This is a genomic window from Streptomyces sp. IBSBF 2435 (assembly GCF_036815005.1).
Lineage (GTDB): Bacteria > Actinomycetota > Actinomycetes > Streptomycetales > Streptomycetaceae > Actinacidiphila.
The window spans coordinates 18,738-36,747 of sequence record NZ_JAJSYW010000019.1; the positions used below are offsets into that span (position 1 = coordinate 18,738).

Annotated in this window: 16 protein-coding genes and 1 pseudogene; 6 read left to right on the plus strand and 11 right to left on the minus strand. The window is 73.8% G+C overall.

The window, feature by feature from the left end; translation table 11 throughout:
- Positions 1-9 precede the first annotated feature (9 nt).
- A complete protein-coding gene (locus tag V7E46_RS06010; protein WP_333767419.1) occupies positions 10-381 on the plus strand; it encodes an SCO4225 family membrane protein in 372 nt (123 codons plus the stop codon).
- A gap of 45 nt (positions 382-426) precedes the next feature.
- Here the strand turns inward: V7E46_RS06010 and V7E46_RS06015 are convergent, their stop codons facing one another.
- A complete protein-coding gene (locus tag V7E46_RS06015; protein WP_333767420.1) occupies positions 427-828 on the minus strand; it encodes a MarR family winged helix-turn-helix transcriptional regulator in 402 nt (133 codons plus the stop codon).
- A gap of 85 nt (positions 829-913) precedes the next feature.
- On the opposite strand from V7E46_RS06015, the gene V7E46_RS06020 reads away from it, so the two are divergent.
- Positions 914-2,518 carry an MFS transporter gene (locus V7E46_RS06020; protein ID WP_333767421.1) on the plus strand — a complete coding sequence of 535 codons (1,605 nt, stop codon included), beginning with the start codon at positions 914-916 and terminating at the stop codon, positions 2,516-2,518.
- A 212-nt stretch (positions 2,519-2,730) separates the two neighbouring features.
- On the opposite strand, the gene V7E46_RS06025 is transcribed toward V7E46_RS06020, so the two are convergent.
- The 3 genes and pseudogenes from V7E46_RS06025 to V7E46_RS06035 all read right to left on the minus strand — a co-directional run bounded on the left by V7E46_RS06025 (position 2,731) and on the right by V7E46_RS06035 (position 5,988).
- The gene (locus V7E46_RS06025; RefSeq protein ID WP_333767422.1) at positions 2,731-3,396 is read right to left on the minus strand and encodes a response regulator transcription factor; all 666 of its coding nucleotides are present in this window, start codon (positions 3,394-3,396) and stop codon (positions 2,731-2,733) included.
- 500 nt (positions 3,397-3,896) lie between these two features.
- A pseudogene (locus tag V7E46_RS06030) lies at positions 3,897-5,081 on the minus strand (sensor histidine kinase); the annotation flags it as partial.
- Between the two features lie 58 nt (positions 5,082-5,139).
- Positions 5,140-5,988, minus strand: coding sequence for a TetR/AcrR family transcriptional regulator (locus V7E46_RS06035; protein WP_333767423.1), 849 nt, complete (start codon positions 5,986-5,988; stop codon positions 5,140-5,142).
- A gap of 146 nt (positions 5,989-6,134) precedes the next feature.
- Between V7E46_RS06035 and V7E46_RS06040 the strand changes: the two genes are divergently transcribed.
- Positions 6,135-6,632 (plus strand): nitroreductase family deazaflavin-dependent oxidoreductase, encoded by a 498-nt coding sequence (locus V7E46_RS06040; RefSeq protein ID WP_333767424.1) that lies wholly within the window; start codon positions 6,135-6,137, stop codon positions 6,630-6,632.
- A gap of 56 nt (positions 6,633-6,688) precedes the next feature.
- Here V7E46_RS06040 and V7E46_RS06045 read toward each other — a convergent pair whose 3' ends face one another.
- Positions 6,689-7,942, minus strand: a complete 1,254-nt coding sequence (locus V7E46_RS06045; RefSeq protein ID WP_333767425.1) for a geranylgeranyl reductase family protein — start codon at positions 7,940-7,942, stop codon at positions 6,689-6,691.
- Between the two features lie 161 nt (positions 7,943-8,103).
- Between V7E46_RS06045 and V7E46_RS06050 the strand changes: the two genes are divergently transcribed.
- Positions 8,104-9,477 (plus strand): dipeptidase, encoded by a 1,374-nt coding sequence (locus V7E46_RS06050; protein ID WP_333767426.1) that lies wholly within the window; start codon positions 8,104-8,106, stop codon positions 9,475-9,477.
- A gap of 59 nt (positions 9,478-9,536) precedes the next feature.
- On the opposite strand, the gene V7E46_RS06055 is transcribed toward V7E46_RS06050, so the two are convergent.
- On the minus strand, positions 9,537-10,571 hold the full coding sequence (locus V7E46_RS06055; RefSeq protein WP_333767427.1) for an NUDIX hydrolase: 1,035 nt from the start codon (positions 10,569-10,571) through the stop codon (positions 9,537-9,539).
- Positions 10,572-10,594: 23 nt separating this feature from the next.
- A complete protein-coding gene (locus V7E46_RS06060; protein ID WP_333767428.1) occupies positions 10,595-11,170 on the minus strand; it encodes a winged helix-turn-helix transcriptional regulator in 576 nt (191 codons plus the stop codon).
- Between the two features lie 129 nt (positions 11,171-11,299).
- On the opposite strand from V7E46_RS06060, the gene V7E46_RS06065 reads away from it, so the two are divergent.
- Positions 11,300-12,811: an MFS transporter gene (locus V7E46_RS06065; protein ID WP_333767429.1), complete on the plus strand. Its 1,512-nt coding sequence runs from the start codon at positions 11,300-11,302 to the stop codon at positions 12,809-12,811.
- Here the strand turns inward: V7E46_RS06065 and V7E46_RS06070 are convergent.
- Both V7E46_RS06070 and V7E46_RS06075 read right to left on the minus strand, forming a co-directional pair.
- Positions 12,781-13,377 (minus strand): GNAT family N-acetyltransferase, encoded by a 597-nt coding sequence (locus V7E46_RS06070; protein WP_333767430.1) that lies wholly within the window; start codon positions 13,375-13,377, stop codon positions 12,781-12,783. The genes V7E46_RS06065 and V7E46_RS06070 overlap by 31 nt on opposite strands.
- Before the next feature lie 61 nt (positions 13,378-13,438).
- Complete coding sequence (locus V7E46_RS06075) at positions 13,439-14,407, minus strand: ROK family protein (RefSeq protein ID WP_333767431.1); 969 nt, start codon at positions 14,405-14,407, stop codon at positions 13,439-13,441.
- A 153-nt stretch (positions 14,408-14,560) separates the two neighbouring features.
- Between V7E46_RS06075 and V7E46_RS06080 the strand changes: the two genes are divergently transcribed.
- Positions 14,561-15,550: a LacI family DNA-binding transcriptional regulator gene (locus tag V7E46_RS06080; RefSeq protein ID WP_333767432.1), complete on the plus strand. Its 990-nt coding sequence runs from the start codon at positions 14,561-14,563 to the stop codon at positions 15,548-15,550.
- Between the two features lie 32 nt (positions 15,551-15,582).
- Here V7E46_RS06080 and V7E46_RS06085 read toward each other — a convergent pair whose 3' ends face one another.
- Both V7E46_RS06085 and V7E46_RS06090 read right to left on the minus strand, forming a co-directional pair.
- Positions 15,583-16,845, minus strand: a complete 1,263-nt coding sequence (locus V7E46_RS06085) for a DUF6986 family protein (RefSeq protein ID WP_333767433.1) — start codon at positions 16,843-16,845, stop codon at positions 15,583-15,585.
- A gap of 139 nt (positions 16,846-16,984) precedes the next feature.
- Positions 16,985-17,947: an electron transfer flavoprotein subunit alpha/FixB family protein gene (locus V7E46_RS06090; RefSeq protein WP_333767434.1), complete on the minus strand. Its 963-nt coding sequence runs from the start codon at positions 17,945-17,947 to the stop codon at positions 16,985-16,987.
- Positions 17,948-18,010: the final 63 nt, after the last annotated feature.

Genomic DNA, 18,010 nt, shown 5'->3' on the forward strand with positions numbered 1-18,010 from the left:
GGAGGAGCGATGCGCATACCGACCTGGCTGGTCAACGCCACCCGCCTGGCGCACAGGGAGCGGCTGTCCCGGATCTACCTGGTCGTGGTCGGCATCGCCACGCTGCTACTGCTCGTGGACACCGCGCTGATTTCGCACCGGCACGCCTCGCCCACCGCTTTCCTGCTGCTGGTGGTGACGCTGCCCTGGACGCCGCTGCTCTGGTCACTGGTCGCGTCGGCCGGCGGACTCGACGCCAGGACCACGGCCTTCGGATGGTCCGGCTGGGCGCTGGCGGTGGCCGCCGCGCTGGTCTCGGCCGCGCTCAACGCCGTCCTGCTCGGTTACGCCGCCAGATACTCCCGCCGGCGCACCGCGACCGGCCCGGCCCGGCGCTCCTGAGCCCGGGGCGGCAGTTTCACGGCGCCTAGGCTCGTACGCCGGGCGTCACACCTGGGCGGGCCGGGCGAGCATCCGCTCCAGTACGGCACGGTGGCCGGGGCGGGCCTGCTCGTAACGCTGCCTGCCGCCCTCGGTGATCGCGACGTAGACGCCGCGCCGGTCCTCGGTGCAGATGCCGCGGTCGACCAGGCCGTCCTTCTCCAGCCTGGCGACAAGGCGGGACAGCGCGCTCTGGCTGAGGTGCACCCGGTCGGCCAGTTCCTGCACACGGAAGGTGCAGCCGCCGTCCTCGGGATCGCCCGCAAGGACGTCGAGCACCTCGAAATCACTCGCGCAGAGCCCGTACTGGTGCAGCTCACGATCGAGTTCGCACGCCGTACGCGCATGGATGGCGAGGATCTCCCGCCACTCGCGCTCCAGCGCCCGCTCACTCTTGTCCACGCTCATGCCCGCAGGGTAGCAGAAAACGGACCCTGATGCACGGACATTAAATGCACTTGCATCCGATGCGCGTGCATGTAATCTACCGCTCATGACTTCTCCGTCAACCACCGTCCCCCGGACCGAAGAGCGGTGGAGTGCCCTGCAATGGGGCACGCTCTTCGTGCTCTGCGGCGCCCTCTTCCTCGACGCACTCGACGTCTCGATGGTCGGCGTGGCGCTGCCCTCGATCGGCGACGACCTCCACCTGTCCACGAACTCGCTGCAGTGGGTCGTCAGCGGCTACATCCTCGGCTACGGCGGCCTGCTGCTGCTCGGCGGCCGGGCGGCCGACCTGCTCGGCAGGCGCCGCGTCTTCCTCATCGCACTCGGCATCTTCGCCGTCGCCTCGCTGCTCGGCGGCCTGGTCGACTCCGGCTCGCTGCTGATCGCCACCCGCTTCATCAAGGGCCTGAGCGCCGCGTTCACCGCGCCGGCCGGCCTGTCGATCATCACCACCAGCTTCGCCGAGGGCCCGGTGCGCAACCGCGCCCTGACGATTTACTCCAGCTGCGGCGCCACCGGCTTCTCGATGGGCCTGGTGCTCTCCGGCTTCCTGACCGAGGCGGGCTGGCGCTGGACGATGCTGCTGCCCGCGCCGGTCGCCCTGATCGCCCTGATCGCCGGCCTGAAGCTGATCCCGAAGACCCCGCGCGACCGCACCGAGGGCCGCGGTTACGACCTGCCGGGCGCCGTCACCGGCACCGCGTCGATGCTGCTGCTGGTGTTCACCGTGGTCTCGGCGTCGAGTGCCGGCTGGGCCTCGGCCCGTACGCTCGGCTCCTTCGCCGCCGTCGCGGCGCTGCTCGTGGCGTTCGTCGCGATCGAGCACCGCTCGTCCCACCCGCTGATCCGGCTCGCGGTGCTCCGCTCCTCGCACCAGGTCCGCGCCAATCTCGGCGGCGCCACCTTCTTCGGCTCCTACATCGGCTTCCAGTTCCTGGTCACGCAGTATCTGCAGAACGTGCTCGGCTACAGCGCCATGCAGACCGCGCTCGCCTTCCTGCCCGCCGGCTCGCTGGTCGCCATCCTGTCCACCCGGATGGGGCCGATCGTGGACCGTTTCGGCACCATGCGGGTGATCGCGGCCGGCTTCGCGTCGCTGGTCGCCGGCTACGCGCTCTTCCTGCGGATCGACCTGCACCCGAGCTACCCGGCCGTCATCCTCCCGTCGATGCTGCTGCTCGGCGCGGCCTTCGCGCTGGCATTCCCCTCACTCAACATCCAGGCCACCAACGGCGTCAGGGACGAGGAGCAGGGCATGGTCTCCGGCCTGCTCAACACCTCCTTCCAGGTCGGCGGCGCGATCTTCCTGGCGGTCGTCACCGCGGTGGTCACCGCCAACACCGGCGGCCACGGCGGCGGCAGGCAGGCGGTGCTCGACAGCTACCGGCCGGCTCTGTGGGTGGTCACCGGCATCGGTGTGGTCGGCCTGCTGCTCACCGCGTCGGGGCTGCGCTCCCGGCGGCCCTCGTACGGCATCCTCGTCGCGTCGTCTGCCGACGACGAGGCGCGGTGGGCCGTGCGGGGCGAGGGCGGATCGGCGCTCGGGGCCGGGGCGGGGTCCGCGGCTCCGGTTCCGGCGGCGGCTCCGGTTGCTTCCGGGTCCGCGTCCGGACCTGCCTCCGCCTCGGACGGGGGCGCGGTGCGCGACTGATTCCCGCCTGCCTGCGGCCTCCCCGCACGGCCCCGGCCCCGCGCCTTTCCGGTGCGGGGCCGGGCTTGTGGGGGTGTACGAGCTGAGCGGGCACCGGTCTGGGGGCCGAGCTTGTGCGGGTACGGGCCTGGGCGGCGCCGAGGTGGCGCAGGTACGGGCTGGGCGGCGCCGAACCGGTACGGGTACGGGCCTGCGACGGCGGTCCGCCGGGGTCAGCCGAGCCAGCCCGGGCGTACCAGGCCGGACTCGTAGGCCAGCACGACCAGCTGGGCGCGGTCGCGGGCGCCCAGCTTGATCATGGCCCGGCTGACGTGGGTCTTGGCGGTGAGCGGGCTGACCACCAGGCGGCGGGCGATCTCGTCGTTGGACAGGCCGATACCGGCCAGCGCCATCACCTCGCGCTCGCGGTCGGTGAGCTGGTCGAGGGCGCTCATCGCTGCCGGTTCCTTGGAACGGGCGGCGAATTCGGCGATCAGCCGGCGGGTGACGCCGGGCGACAGCAGTGCGTCGCCGGCCACCACCGCGCGGACCGCGCGCAGGAGTTCGGCCGGCTCGGTGTCCTTGACCAGGAAGCCCGACGCGCCGGCGCGGATCGCCTCGAAGACGTATTCGTCCAGCTCGAACGTGGTCAGGACGACCACTCTCACCTGTTCGAGCGCGGTGTCGCCGGTGATGTGCCGGGTGGCGGCGAGCCCGTCCATCACCGGCATCCGGATGTCCATCAGCACGGCGTTTGGGCGCAGTTCGCGCACCGCCTCCAGTGCCTGCCGCCCGTCGGCCGCCTCCCCGACGACCTCGATGTCGCTCTGCGCGTCGAGCAGCGCCCGGAAGCCCGCCCGCACCAGCGCCTGGTCGTCGGCCAGCACAACGCGGATCATGGTCGCTCCCCGGCGGCGGTCATCCCCTGCCGCCGACCCGCATCGTACGGCCGGCCCCTGTCGGCGGCATCGGTGGCGGGGCACTCGGCACTCATGGCGGTGCCCTGGTCGCGGGCGGGTGGCGGCCCGGCAGGGGCAGGGTCGGCCGCGGGCGGCGGCCCGGCAGGGGCGGCATCCCCGGAGGACGGCGGCCCGGCGAGGGCCGGATCATCCATGGCCGGTGACCCGGCGGAGACAGGGGCTTCGACGGCCGACCGTCTGGCGGGGGCACCGGGGCCACGCGTGACCTCCTGACCGGCGCGCGCACCCGACCCGGGCGCGGGCGGCGATCCACCGGAGGCGAGGTCCACCCCAGACGGCGGCCCGGCAGGGGCGGGGTCCCCGGAGGACGGCGGCCAGGCAGGGGCGGGGTCATCTGCTGGTGGCGGCCCGCTGAGGGCGGGCTCCCCCGCGGGCAGCGGCCCGGTGTGGTCGGGCCAGTCCTGCGGGTCGGGTGCGATGAGCGGCAGCCTCGCCCGTACGCGGAAGCCGCCGCCGGGGCGCGGCCCCGTCTCGACCGTGCCTCCCAGCGCGGCAGCGCGTTCGCGCATGCCGACCAGGCCGTTGCCGCCGCTCTCGATGCCGGTCACCGCCGGCCCGTCGTCGTCCACCTGTACCTCGACGCAGTCGGACCGATACCCGAGGAGTACGCGCGCGGTGCGCGATCCCGAGTGCCGCACGATGTTCGTCAACGCCTCCTGAGCGATACGGAAGGCGGCGAGGTCGGCGCCCGGGTGCAGTGGCACCCGGGCGCCCTCGACGGTCACTTCGGCCCGCAGCCCGGCGGCCATGGCCTGCTCCAGCAGCTCGGGCAGCCGGTCCAGGCCCGGGGCCGGAGTACGCGGTGCCTCGCCCGGCGCCCGCAGCGTACTGAGCACCTGCCGCACTTCGCCGAGGGCCTCCTTGCTCGCCGCCTTGATGGTGGTGAGCGCGCTGCGGGCCTGTTCGGGCCGTTCGTCGATCAGCGCGAGGGCGACCCCGGCCTGCACATTGATCAGCGAGATGCTGTGCGCCAGCACATCGTGCAGCTCACGGGCGATCCGCATCCGCTCCTCGTCCACCCGGCGCCGTTCCGCCTCGGCCCGCTCCCGCCACTCCCTGGCGATCTGCTCGCGCCGCACCCGGAACAGCTCCGCCGCGGCCAGCACCGCGAGCAGCCAGGCCGCGGCGCCCGACAGCTCCATCCACGACGTCCGGGTGTCCCCGGACGGCGGCAGCCAGCGGTAGAGCCACTCGCCGACCAGCACGTGGCCGACGTAGGCGCTGCCCGCCACGATGAGAACTGCTCTGCGGTGCCCGGCGGCCACCGCGCTGAAGAAGGCGACCACGAGGCTGGCGAAGACCGGCCCGTAGGGATAGCCGAGAACGGTGTAGAGCAGCGTCACCACGGCGGTGCCCGCGGCCACCTGGACCGGCCTGCGGCGGCGGAGCAGGAGGAGCGCGGGGCCCGCGAGCAGCAGCAGACAGCCGAGCCGGTCCAGGTCGACGCGTACGGTCTGGTGTCGTCCGGCCACGCTGGAGCCGGCGACCTGGACGAAGGCCAGGGCCAGCGCGGGCACCCAGAGCGAGGGCATACCGCCACCGCCCCGGCCGGCGGGGAAGAGCCCATGCCGCGGCGGACTCTCCGGTTGCACCTCGCGCGTCATCCGTCCACGCTAGACCGCGGCCCGCGGCACCGGCATCCGCTGCTCGGGGTCACCGTGGCTACTTCGCCGGGAGTACGCCGTCACCGCCGTCCGCGGCGCTGCCGCCCGGTGTGGTCGCCACCGCGCCGACGGGTATCGCACCGGCCCGGGGGCCGCCGTCCGTACGCAGCCCCACCTGAGCGGCCAGCAAGACCGCGGCCTGCTCGAAGAATTCGCCGCGAGCCGCCACGACCCGGTTGAACTGGCCGAAGAGCTCGAAGCTGACGATGCCGAAGACCTGGGCCCACACGGCGACCAGCGCGGCGATCACCCGTATCGGCAGCTCGGGGGCCAGCTCGGCGGCGAGCCGCCCGGCGTCCGCGCGCACGGGACCGGCCAGCGGGCGGCCGGCGGGCTCGCCGAGCAGGCCGGCTGTATGGGCGTCACGGACCACCGACACCAGTGTGAGAGCGACCCGGGAGGCGGGTGCGACCGTGTCCTGCGGCGCCGCGTAGCCGGGCACGGGCGAGCCGTAGATCAGGGCGTATTCGTAGGGGTGGCCGACCGCCCAGCCGCGGACCGCGCGGCACACCGCGACCCAGCGGTCGAGCGGGTCCGCGGCCGGGGGCGTCCCGTCGGCGGGTCCGGCGGCGCGCGCGGGCGGTACCGCCGCATCGGCCTCGGCGAGCGCCTGCTCGGCGGCGGCGCCGATCGCGTTGTAGGCGTCGATGATGAGGGCGGTGAGCAGGTCGTCGCGGCTGGGGAAGTAGCGGTAGAGGGCGGAGGACGCCATCCCGAGCTCGCGGGCGACCGCGCGCAGCGACAGACCGGACGGTCCGTGCACGGCCAACTGCCGGCCCGCCTCTTCCTTGATGGCCGCGGTGATCTCCGCCCTGGCCCGTTCCCTGGCTCCTCTGATCGCACTCATGGGGTCCAGTGTGCCACTTCCAAGAGCGATGACCAAGAACGAGAGCCATGAAAAAATTAGAGAGCGGTGCTCTTGCTTTGAGGCGCACTCATCGGGCACACTGTTCTCAAGCGAGAGCACCGCTCACAGAATCGGGAGAGACCCTCATGTCCGAGCAGGTCCAGCACGTTCAGAAGCCCGGCTGGTTCACCGTCAATGTCCTCAACCGCACCGTCGCGTTTCTGACCCGCCGCGGTTTCAGCGTCTGGGGTTCCCGGGTGCTGGCCGTCCGGGGCCGCAAGAGCGGCGAGTGGCGCACCACACCGGTCAATGTGCTCACGCTGGACGGCGAGCGCTATCTGGTGGCTCCTCGCGGCCACGTCCAGTGGACGCACAACATGCGGGCGGCAGGCGGCGGCCGGCTGCACCTGGGGAAGAAGGTCGAGGAGTTCACCGCGGTGGAGGTCGCCGACGACGACAAGACCCCGATATTGCGCGGGTACCTCAAGCGCTGGAAGGCCGAGGTCGGGGTCTTCTTCGGCGGCGTCGGCCCGGATTCCACCGCTGAGGAGCTGCGCGCGATAGCGCCCAGGCACCCGGTCTTCCGGATATCACCGGCCGAAGAGGCCGGGCGCGACGCCGGAGGCGCGGGCAGGGGTGAGTGACGGTCCGGGGGCGCCGGATCGTGCGCACCGCCCCCGGGTGCCGCCGCGGCCGGCCGTCAGGCCCGGTTCACGCTGTCCAGCGCCCTGCGGGCCATCGGGTGGGTACGGACGATCTCGGCCAGCGAACTGCTGCCGCGGGTGATGCCGGCGAAGGCCCGCCAGGCCGGCGGGAAGGTGGTGAGCACCGCGTGCAGCAGGCCGGGGCGCCGCTCGAAGAGGGTGAGCATCCGGCGGCCGACGCCCATCTCGACGCCGAGGCCGGCCTTGACGGCGAAGGCGTAGTTGAGCGCCTGCCTACGGGCGTCCACCGCGTCGTGCGACTCGGCGATACGGACCGCCCACTCCCCCGCGAGCCGGCCGGAGCGCAGCGCGTAGGAGATGCCCTCGCGGGTCCAGGGTTCGAGCAGTCCGGCCGCGTCACCGCAGACCAGCACCCGGCCGCGGGACAGCGGCGAGTCGTCGGCGCGGCAGCGGGTGAGGTGCCCGCTGGACACGCTGGGCTCGAAGCCGGCCAGACCGAGGCGGGCGATGAAGTCGTCCAGGTAGCGCTTGGTGGCGCCGCCGTCGCCGCGGGCGGAGATGACGCCCACGGTGAGGGAGTCGCCCTTGGGGAACACCCAGCCGTAACTGCCGGGCAGCGGACCCCAGTCGATGAGCACCCGGCCGCTCCAGTCCTCCGCCACGGCCGCCGGTACCGGGATCTCCGCCTCCAGGCCCAGGTCGACCTGGTCGAGCTTGACCCCGACGTGTGCTCCTATCCGGCTGGCGCTGCCGTCGGCTCCGACCACGGAGCGGGCGTAGACGATCTCCTCGTCGCGCTTGCCTGTCGCTCCCCCGCTGCCGTTCACTATCACCGCCACCGTGCGCCGGTCGGGCACACCGGGGCCGTGCTGCTCCACCCGGGAGACGGTCACACCGGTGCGCACCTCGGCGCCGGCCTCGCGGGCCGCGTCGACCAGGGCCGCGTCGAATTCGGGACGGTTGATCAGCCCGAAGAGCATCTGCCGGGAGCGCTTGGTCCTGGTCAGCCGGCCGTTCAGGCTGAAGGTGACCGCGTGCACCCGGTCGCGCAACGGCAGTTCGAAACCGGGCGGCAGCGCGTCCCGCGAAGGGCCGATGATGCCGCCGCCGCATGTCTTGTACCTGGGGAGATCCGCCTTCTCCAGCAGCAGGACCCGGCGCCCGGTGACCGCCGCCGCATGGGCGGCCGACGCTCCCGCGGGGCCTGCTCCGATCACCACGACGTCCCAGACCGTTGGCGTCTCGCCATCCCCCGCACCGCTGTCCTGCGCCGCCTGCTCACCGCTCACGTCTGTTTCCGCTCCCGCTCGGCCCGTCCGGCTGTCGTCGCCCCTGCTCAGCGCATCCTATTGCGCCCCCCGGGTTCGGTTCGCTGTGGCACCATCGGCAGCGACCCATTGCGTACGCCAACCACCACAGCAGCCCCCTGATTTCTTGCGAGGAGCAGCCCATGCCGTCCGTTCCGCTGTCCGAGACCGTCGCCTCACTCATGCCCCGGGCCCGTATCGAGCTGGCCGAGCTGGTGTCGTTCGCGTCGGTGGCCGACGAGCGGCAGTTCCCGCGCAGCGAGAGCGAGAAGGCGGCGGCCTGGGTGGCCGGAGCACTGCGGGACGAGGGCTTCCAGGACGTGGCCCTGCTCGACACACCGGACGGCACCCAGTCGGTCTACGGCCTGCTGCCGGGCCCCGTGGGCGCGCCCACGGTATTGCTGTACGCGCACTACGACGTGCAGCCGCCACTGGACGAGTCGGCGTGGCTGTCACCGCCGTTCGAGCTGACCGAGCGCGACGGCCGGTGGTACGGCCGGGGCTCCGCGGACTGCAAGGGCGGGCTGCTGATGCATCTGACGGCACTGCGGGCGCTGCGTGAGCACGGCGGGTCGCCGGTGAACGTCAAGGTGATCGTGGAGGGTTCGGAGGAGCAGGGCACCGGCGGTCTTGAGCGGTATGCCGAGGCGCACCCCGAGTTGCTCACTGCCGATGCGATCGTGATCGGCGACGCGGGGAATTTCCGGGTCGGGGTGCCGACCGTGACCTCGACGCTGCGCGGCATGGTGCTGCTGGAGCTGCGGGTGGCCACGCTTGAGGGCAACTTGCACTCGGGCCAGTTCGGCGGGGCGGCGCCCGACGCGCTCGCGGCACTGATCCGGATACTCGATTCGCTGCGGGACGCCTCGGGGGCGACCACCGTCGACGGTCTGGACGGTTCCGGCACATGGGCGGGGCTGAGCTATCCGGACGAGGACTTCCGCCGGGACGCCAAGGTGCTCGACGGGGTGGAGCTGGTCGGCACGGGCAATGTCGCCGACCGCATCTGGGCCCGCCCCTCGGTGACCGTGGTGGGCATCGACGCGCCCCCGGTCATCGGCGCCACGCCCTCGGTGCAGGCCACGGCGGGCGCGCTGGTGAGCGTACGGATACCGCCCGGCGTGACGGCGGAGCAGGCCTCGCACGCCCTGACGGAGCATCTGCGGTCGGCGGCGCCGTGGGGCGCCCGGGTCGAGGTGACGCAGCGCGGCAGCGGCCAGCCCTTCCAGGCGGACACCAGCAGCCCGGCCTACGAGGCGATGGCGGAGGCGATGCGGGAGGCGTACGGCCAGGAGCTGTCGATCGCCGGGCAGGGCGGTTCGATCCCGCTGTGCAACACGCTGGCGACGCTCTACCCGCAGGCGGAGATCCTGCTGATCGGGCTGAGCGAGCCGGAGGCGCAGATCCACGCGGCCAACGAGAGCGTGTCGCCGGAGGAGTTGGAGCGGCTGGCGCTGGCGGAGGCGGTCTTCCTGCAGCGCTATGCGGCGTCGAAGGCGCCCGCCTCGGCCGGCTGAGCGCCGGGGACGCGTGCTGCCGGACCCGCCCGAGCGCCGGGGGCGGGACCGGCGGCGGGTCATTCGACCGGGTGACCGGCTTCCAGGTTGAGGGGGCGGCCCTGTTCGCGGGCGCGCAGCGCCCAGCGCAGCCGGTCGAGCCGGACCGGCGGCAGGAGGCCGGCGGCCTCGTCCTCGGTGACGAAGCGCCAGTCGCGGAGTTCGGCGGGCGGCAGCATCAGCCGGCCGATGTCGGCGGTCGGCACCCGGCCGCCGTCGAAGAGCAGCCGCAGCCCGCCGTGGCCCGGCGGGTGCGGCGGCTCCCAGTCGACCACGAGGAGTTCGAGCCCGCGGGTCAGCTCGATGCCCAGTTCCTCGGCGACCTCGCGGTGTCCGGCCCGCACCGGTGACTCGCCGCGCTCGACGACTCCGCCGGGGAATTCCCAGCCGGGTTTGTAGGTGGGGTCGACCAGCAGGACACGGTCGGCTTCGTCGAAGAGCAGCACTCCTGCCGCCACCGTCTCGGCCCGCGGCTCAGGAGTCTGTACGATGCCGCAGGCACCCTCGCCGCGGCCGACCGCCTCGGTGAGTCGCAGCGCCGTCTCCCGCGGCGTGAGCTCGGCGGTGCGGAGCACATGGGAGTCACGCGCCAGCCAGGGCAGCGCGTCGAGGTAGTCGGGGATGCGTTCCAGCGCCCAGCGCCGGGCCGGCTCGCCGACCGGGGAACGGTCGGGGTTTTCGGTCCACGCGGTGATCCGACGTCGCAGGATCGTTTCTCCGGGATCGACCAGCAGATGCCGTACCTCGATCCCGCGGGAGGCGAGCCCGCCGAAGATCTCGTCCCGGTGCTCCTGGCGCAGCAGCGTCATCGGGACCACGAGGACTCCGCCGACCTCGGCCAGCAGTGCGGCGGCGGTCTCGACCACCAACCGCCGCCAGATCCGGAGTTCCTGGTAGTCGGTGACCTCCTGGAGCCGCTTCTCCGGCAGCAGTTGCCGCAGGCAGCCCCCGAGCACGTCGGGGTCGTACAGGGTGCTCTCCGGTATGAGGTCGAGCATCTCGCGCGCGGCGCTGGATTTGCCCGCGCCGAACGCCCCGTTCACCCAGATGATCACGGTGCCCCCTTATCCGTTGACCCCTACGAATTGCCCGGATCATCGCCCCCGGCAAACGCGCCCGCCCCGGCAGCGCCGCGTACCGGCTGCAGCAGCCGGGCCGGGGCGGTGAGCGCGGCGGCGACCGGGTCGGCGCGGCCCGGACGGTCCCCGGGGCGCAGGTAGCGCCTCTCGACGTCGGCGGGCGCCACCTGCGCCACCCCGCACACCGGGCAGCCGCCGGTCATGTCCAGCCGGGTGCCGCAGACGGCGTGGTGGAAGGTTCTGGCCGGCTCTCCCGCCGAGGCGTGCAGCCCGCCCCAGCGCATCAGCGCGTGCAGCGGCGGCCACAGGTCGAGGCCGGCGTCGGTGAGGACGTAGTCGTACCGCGGGGGCGACTGCTGGTAGGCCTCCTTGCGCAGCACTCCCGCCCCGGTGAGCGCGGCCAGCCGCGCGGTGAGCACGGCCCGCGGGATGTCCAGGTGGACCAGGAAGTCGTTGAACCTGCGGACGCCGTAGAAGGCGTCCCGCACGATCAGCAGGCTCCAGCGCTCGCCGACCACCTCCAGGGCGCGGGCGAGCGAGCAGTCCTGCTGGGCGTAATCGGTTCCGAGTGCCATACGGCCCAGCCTACCGCCAGGTTCATTGAACAGACTTACATGCTAGTCTGCGGTCCGCTCCGATGAGTTCATTGACCAGACTCACTGTCGCGGCGCTCCCGGACCGGCTCCCCCAGCGGAGGAAACCCGATGAACACGCAGGCCGCACAGCGCACCGCGGCGACGGCCGCCGCCCCGCCCGTTGACCCGGAGTCCGACGGCGGACCCGGTGCGGCAGCCGCGATGACGCTGCTGACCGTCGGCCTGGGCACCCTGGTCACGCTGATGGCCTTCACCGCCCCCGCCACCACGCTGGCTGCCACCTCGCGCGGGCTGCACTCGGGCGCGGTCGCCGAGACCTGGATGCTGACCGGCACACCGGTGGGTCTGGCCGCCCTGCTGCTCACCATGGGCAGCGTTGCGGACGCCCGCGGGCGGCGCCGTACGTTCGCGGCGGGCGCGGTCCTGCTGCTGCTCGCCACCGCGCTGTCGGCCGCCGCTCCCGACACCGCGCTCTTCCTGGCCGGCCGGATCCTCCAGGGCGTGGCCAGCGCCGCCGTGCTCGCCGCCGGCCTCGGCCTGATCGCCGACGCCCACCCGGCAGGTCGGCACCGGGTCCGCGCCCTGGGAATATGGGGCGCGACTGTCGGCGGCGGTATCGCGATCGGCCCGGTCTACGCGGCCCTGCTCACCCAGGAGTGGGGCTGGCGGTCGCTCTACTGGGGCCTGGCGCTGCTCACCGTGCCGGTGGCCGCGCTCACCGCGGCAGTCCCCGAGTCGCGGGCCGAGCACCCCCGCCGCCTCGATGTCGCGGGCGCGGTCGCCCTCGGAGCCGGCACGGCCGCGCTGGTCGCCGGGTTCGGGGAGAGCCGCGGCGGCTGGCTGCGGCCGGCCGTACTGGTCCTGCTGGCCGCGGCCGTCCTGGCGCTCGCCGTCTTCGCCTCGGTGGAGCGCCGGGTGGCGGAACCCCTGCTGGACCCGGCCCTGTGGCGCAGCCCCGCCTTCCTCGCCGCCGGAGTCGGAGCGCTGACCACCGGTCTGGCCGTGGTCGGCCTGTTCAGCTATCTGCCGACCATGGTGCAGGGGGTGCTCGGCACCAGCGCGGTGTCGACAAGTCTGCTCTTCGTGGTCTGGTCGGGCGTCTCCGCGGTGTCCGCGCTGCTGGCCCGCCGCCTTGCCCCGCACATCGGCGCCGACACCCAGGCCGCCCTCGGCCTGGCCATCTCCGCGGTCGGCCAGGGCGCCCTGTACGGCATGCACGTCGGCGGCTCGTACGGCCGGCTCTTCCCTGGCCTCGCCGTCGCCGGTGTCGGCAGCGGCATCCTCAACGCGGCGCTGGCCCGGCTGGCGGTCGCCGGCGTGCCCGCCGAGCGCAGCGCGATGGGTTCCGGCGCCAACAACACCGCCCGCTACGTCGGCTCCGCCCTCGGCGTCGCCCTGACCGTCTCGGTCGTGACGGCGGCCCGCGGCCCCTCTCCCGCCGCCGCACTGGCCACCGGCGCCAACCACGCCTTCCTGCTCAGCTCCGCCGCCTGCCTCGTCGGCGCGTGCGCCGTCCTGCTGCTGGCCCGTCGTGCCCGCCGCACGGCCGCCCGCTCCGGCGCCGCCGCAATTGCCGCGGCGAAGCAGGGTCAGGCAGCGGCGTGCCGTATGTGCAGGTGACCGTCGCGCGGGTAGGCGGGAGGAGCCGACGGCAGAGTCCTGTCGAGCCGGTAGCCGCTCTTCCCGGCGACGCGGCAGGACGCCGGGTTGTCGACCTGGTGGAGGAGTTCGAGGCGTTCCAGGCCGTCGGCCCGGAAGGCCTCGAAGGACCAGGCGGTGAGAGCCTCGACGGCCCGTGGTGCCACACCCCGCCCGCGCGCCTGTGCCGCCGTCCAGTAGCCGGCCTCGGCGGACGGCGTATCGGAAACGACGCCCTTGAGGACCACATAGCCCACCAACCGCGGCGGCGCCGCGTCAAGTCCCGCGCCGAGCCCCGCGTCATGGGCCGCTTCAAGGACGGCGCAGCCGAACCGCTCGCCCGTTGTCCAGCCCCACTCCTGGGCCTGGGCCCGCACCCACGTCAGCCCCGCGTCCTCAGTGTCCACGGGACAGCGCGTCCAACGCCGCAACACGGGATCCCGGTGCACCTCGGCCGGCGCAGCGACGTCCTCCGCGCACCAGGGGCGAAGGACGAGAGCGGGAGCGGTGGGCGTCGCGCCGGCCGTGAGGGTGACGGGAGAGGTCATCGCCGATCGTACGCGGCAGCGACCCTGCCGGTCCCGGCCCCCCGGACCCGAGCCCGCGCCGTCAGCCGGCCACGAAGCCGGCCAGGCCGAGGCCCTGGGCCGCCGCCGCTGCCGCGCCCACCAGGCCCGCGTCCGTGCCGAGTTTGGCCGGTACCACGTCCACGCCCGCGGCGAAGGAGAGCGTGGCGTAGCGGGTCAGGTGGTCGCGCAGCGGGTCGAAGAGCACCGGGCCCGCGCCCGCGACGCCGCCGCCGATGACCGCGACATTGATCTCGACCAGGGTCGCGGTTGCGGCGATACCGGCCGCGAGAGCCTGCGCGGCGCGGTCGAAGGAGGCCGTCGCGAGCGGGTCGCCGGCCCGCGCGGACTCGGCGACGGCCGCCGCGGTGGGCTCGGTGCCGGCCGGCGGCAGCCAGCCGGACTCCAGGGCGCGGCGGGCGATGTTGGGGCCGCTCGCGATGCGTTCGACGCAGCCGCGGGAGCCGCACGGGCACGGGTCGCCGTCGAGGTCGACGCTGATGTGGCCGATGTGCCCTGCGTTGCCGGTCGGCCCGGGCAGCAGCGCCCCGCCGAGCACGAGCCCGCCGCCGACGCCCGTGGACACCACCATGCACAGCGCGTTGTCGTAGCCGCGGGCCGCGCCCTGCCAGTGCTCGGCCGCGGTCATCGCGACGCCGTCGCCGGTGAGCACGACGGGCAGGCCGCCGGCCGCCTCGCCGACCCGCGGTACCAGCGGGAAGTCGCGCCACCCGGGGACGTTGACCGGGCTGACGGTGCCGTGCGGGGCGTCCACCGGGCCCGCGCTGCCGATGCCCACGGCGACCGCCGCGGACCATTGCGGGGCCGCGCGCAATTCCGCGACGACCTCGGCGACGGCCCGCATCACCGTCTCGCCGTCCTGCCCCGCCGGCGTCGGCCGCAGGGCCCGCGCCACGGGGCGGCCCTCGGTGTCGATGAGCGCCCCGGCGATCTTCGTACCGCCGATGTCCAGTGCGGCCACGAGTGGACCGGTCGCGCCGTGGGGGTGCATCGTTCGGGGGTCTCCTTCATCGTTGTGTCGCCCGGGTTCCGCGACGGCGGTCCCAGAGGTAGTCTCGCCTGACCGTGACAACGTTGTCCATCTCTTGCCGCAGGGAATACTACGACCGTGACCCATACTCCTGGACGTGTCCCCCGGCCCACCATGAAGGATGTCGCCGCCAGGGCGGGCGTCGGACTCAAGACGGTCTCCCGGGTGGTGAACGAGGAACCGGGCGTCACGCCCGACACCGTGGCCCGCGTACAGTCCGCCATCGACGCCCTCGGCTTCCGGCGCAATGACAGCGCCCGCCTGCTGCGCACCCGCAGGACCGCGAGCGTCGGACTGGTGCTCGAAGACCTCGCCGACCCCTTCTACGGGTCGCTCAGCCGCGCGGTGGAGGATGTGGCCCGCGCGCACGGCGCGCTGCTGTTCACCGGTTCGAGTACCGAGAATCCGCGGCGCGAGCAGGAACTGGTGCTGGCCTTCTGCGCCCGCCGGGTCGACGGCCTGGTCGTGGTGCCCGCCGGCGACGACCACCGCTATCTCACCCCGGAGATCGACGCGGGTGTGGCCACGGTGTTCGTGGACCGCCCGGCCGGCCGGATCGACGCGGACGTCGTCCTCACCGACAACGCGGGCGGCACCCGCACCGGGGTCGCCCACCTGATCGCGCACGGCCACCGCAGGATCGGCTTCATCGGCGACCAGCCCGGCATCCACACCGCCGCCGAACGGCTGCGCGGCTACCGCGAGGCGATGGCCGACGCCGGGCTGCCGGTACGCCCCGACTGGTACGCGATGGGCCCGACCACGCCCGACCGGGTCAGGGCGGCGCTGGCCACCATGCTCACCGGGCCCGAGCCGGTCACCGCGCTCTTCGCCGGCAACAACCGGGTGACGGTCACGGCGGTACGCGTGCTGTCGGGACGCCCGCAGCCGGTCGCACTGGTCGGCTTCGACGACTTCGAACTCGCCGACCTGCTCGACCCGCCGGTCACCGTCGTGGCCCAGGACGCCCCCGGCCTCGGCCGCAACGCCGCGCAGCTGCTCTTCCGCCGGCTGGACGGCGTCACCTCGGAGGAGCCCAGCCGCATCGAACTGCCGGCCCGGCTGATCCCGCGCGGTTCCGGCGAGATCCCGCCGGCCTCCTGACACGCCGGGGCCGCCCCCCGGCGGGCGTACCGCTACCGGCCGGCCAGCGCGTCGAGTTCGCCGCGGGCCAGCCCGGTGCGCCCGCTGACCTCCGCCGGGTCCACAGCGCCGCAGTCCAGGCCGCGCAGCAGATAACCGCTGAGCGCGCGGGCCGTCGCGGGCTCGTCGAGCACCGCGCCCGCGGTTTCGGCCACGTAGTCGGCCAGCCGCGCGGCAGCCGTGTCCAGGCCCTCCCGGCAGAAGGCGTAGACGGCCGCATAACGGGTCGGCAGCTGCGCCGGGTGCATATCCCAGCCCTGGTAGTAGCCGCGGGCCAGCGAGCGGCGCACGAGCCCGTAGTGCAGGCGCCAGGCGGCGTGCACCGATTCGGTCGGGCCGACCGGCAGCACATTGGTGGAGCCGTCGGAGAGCCGTACGCCGGTGCCTGCGGCGGCGACCTGCATCACGGCCTTGGCGTGGTCGGCGGCCGGGTGGTCGGGGGCCTGGTGGGCGGCGCTGATCCCGCAGGCGGCGCTGTAGTCGAAGGTGCCGTAGTGCAGGGCGGTGGCGCGGCCCGCCGCCGCGTCGATGAGCCGGGGCACGGTGGCGGCGCCGTCGGGGCCCAGGATGGACTGGGTGGTCTCGATCTGGATCTCGAAGCCGATCCGGCCCGCGGGCAGCCCCGCGGCCCGTTCGAACTGCCCGCACAGCGCGGCCATGGCGGCCACCTGTGCGGGAAAGGTCACTTTGGGCAGCGTGAGCGCCAGCCCTTCCGGCAGCCCGCCGCCGTCGAGCAGCGCGGTGAGGAAGAGGTCGAGGGTACGGATGCCGCGGTCCCGTACGGCCGCCTCCATGCACTTCATGCGGATGCCGATCCAGGGCGGGGCGCTGCCGTCCTCGGTCATCGCGGTCACGGTGTGCGCCGCCGCCAGCGCGGCGGCGTCCTCCTCGGCGTCGGACCGGGCGCCGTAGCCGTCCTCGAAGTCGATCCGCAGGTCCTCCACCGGCTCGCGGCGCAGCTTGTCCCGCACCCGGTCGTGGACGTCGGCGGCGAGGCCGTCGGGCAGCCCGACCACGCCGGCCAGCGCCGCGGCGTCCGGCGCGTGCTCGTCCAGCGCCGCCAGCGCCCGGTCGCCCCAATGCCGCACGGTCCCCGCGGTGAAGGCGTCGGCGGGCACATAGACGGTGTGCACCGGCTGCCGGGTGCCGGGGTCGCCGGGGTAGCGCAGGGCGAGTTCGGCGTCGGTGGCGGCCAGCGACGCGCCGATCTCCGCGACGTACGCGTCCGCAAGTGTCGTACCGGCCGGCTGCGGCATGGACCACCCTCCCGAATTCAACAAACCGTTGAAGCGACGCTAGCCGCGGCGTTCGGCCGGGTCAACACCCGAAGGGCGCACGCCGCGGCCCCCGTACGCGGGGCGTACGGGGGCCGGAACGCGGTCGCGCGGCGGCGGTTCAGCCCTTGCGGGCCTTGACCTCCTCGGTCAGCTGCGGGACGACCTGGAAGAGGTCGCCGACCACGCCGTAGTCGACCAGGTCGAAGATCGGGGCCTCGGCGTCCTTGTTGACCGCCACGATCGTCTTGGAGGTCTGCATGCCGGCCCGGTGCTGGATCGCGCCGGAGATGCCGTTGGCGATGTAGAGCTGCGGCGAGACCGACTTGCCGGTCTGGCCGACCTGGTTGGCGTGCGGGTACCAGCCGGCGTCCACCGCGGCGCGCGAGGCGCCGACGGCCGCGCCGAGCGAGTCGGCGAGCGCCTCGATGACCGAGAAGTTCTCGGCGCCGTTGACGCCGCGCCCGCCGGAGACCACGATCGCGGCCTCGGTCAGGTCAGGACGCCCGGTCGACTGGCGCGGGGTGCGGGCGACGATCTTCGTGCCGGTGGCCAGCTCGCCGAAGGTGACCGCCAGCGGTTCGACGGTGCCGGCCGCGGGGGCGGTCTCGACCGGTGCGGAGTTCGGCTTGACGGTGATCACCGGTACACCGCGGCTGACCCGGGACCTGGTGGTGAAGGCGGCGGCGAAGACCGACTGGGTCGCGACCGGCCCGTCGTCGCCCGCCACCAGGTCGGTGGCGTCGGTGATGATGCCCGAGCCGAGCCGCAGCGCGAGGCGGGCCGCGATCTCCTTGCCCTCGGCGGAGGACGCCACCAGGACGGCGGCCGGCGACACGGCGGCGGCCGCGGCCTGCAGCGCGTCCACCTTGGGCACGACCAGGTAGTCGGTGAATTCGGGCGCGTCGGCGGCGAGCACCCTGACCGCACCGTGCTCGGCGAGCGCCGGGGCGGCGGCCTCGGCGCCTGGGCCGAGGTGGACCGCGACCGGGTCGCCGATCCGGCGGGCCAGGGTCAGCAGTTCGAGGGTCGGCTTGCGGACGGCACCGTCCACGTGGTCGACAAGGACGAGGACTTCAGCCATGGGAATCGTTCTCCTGCGGAAAGTGAGGGGCGGGGGCGGGCCTGCGGTCGCTGCCACGCCCTG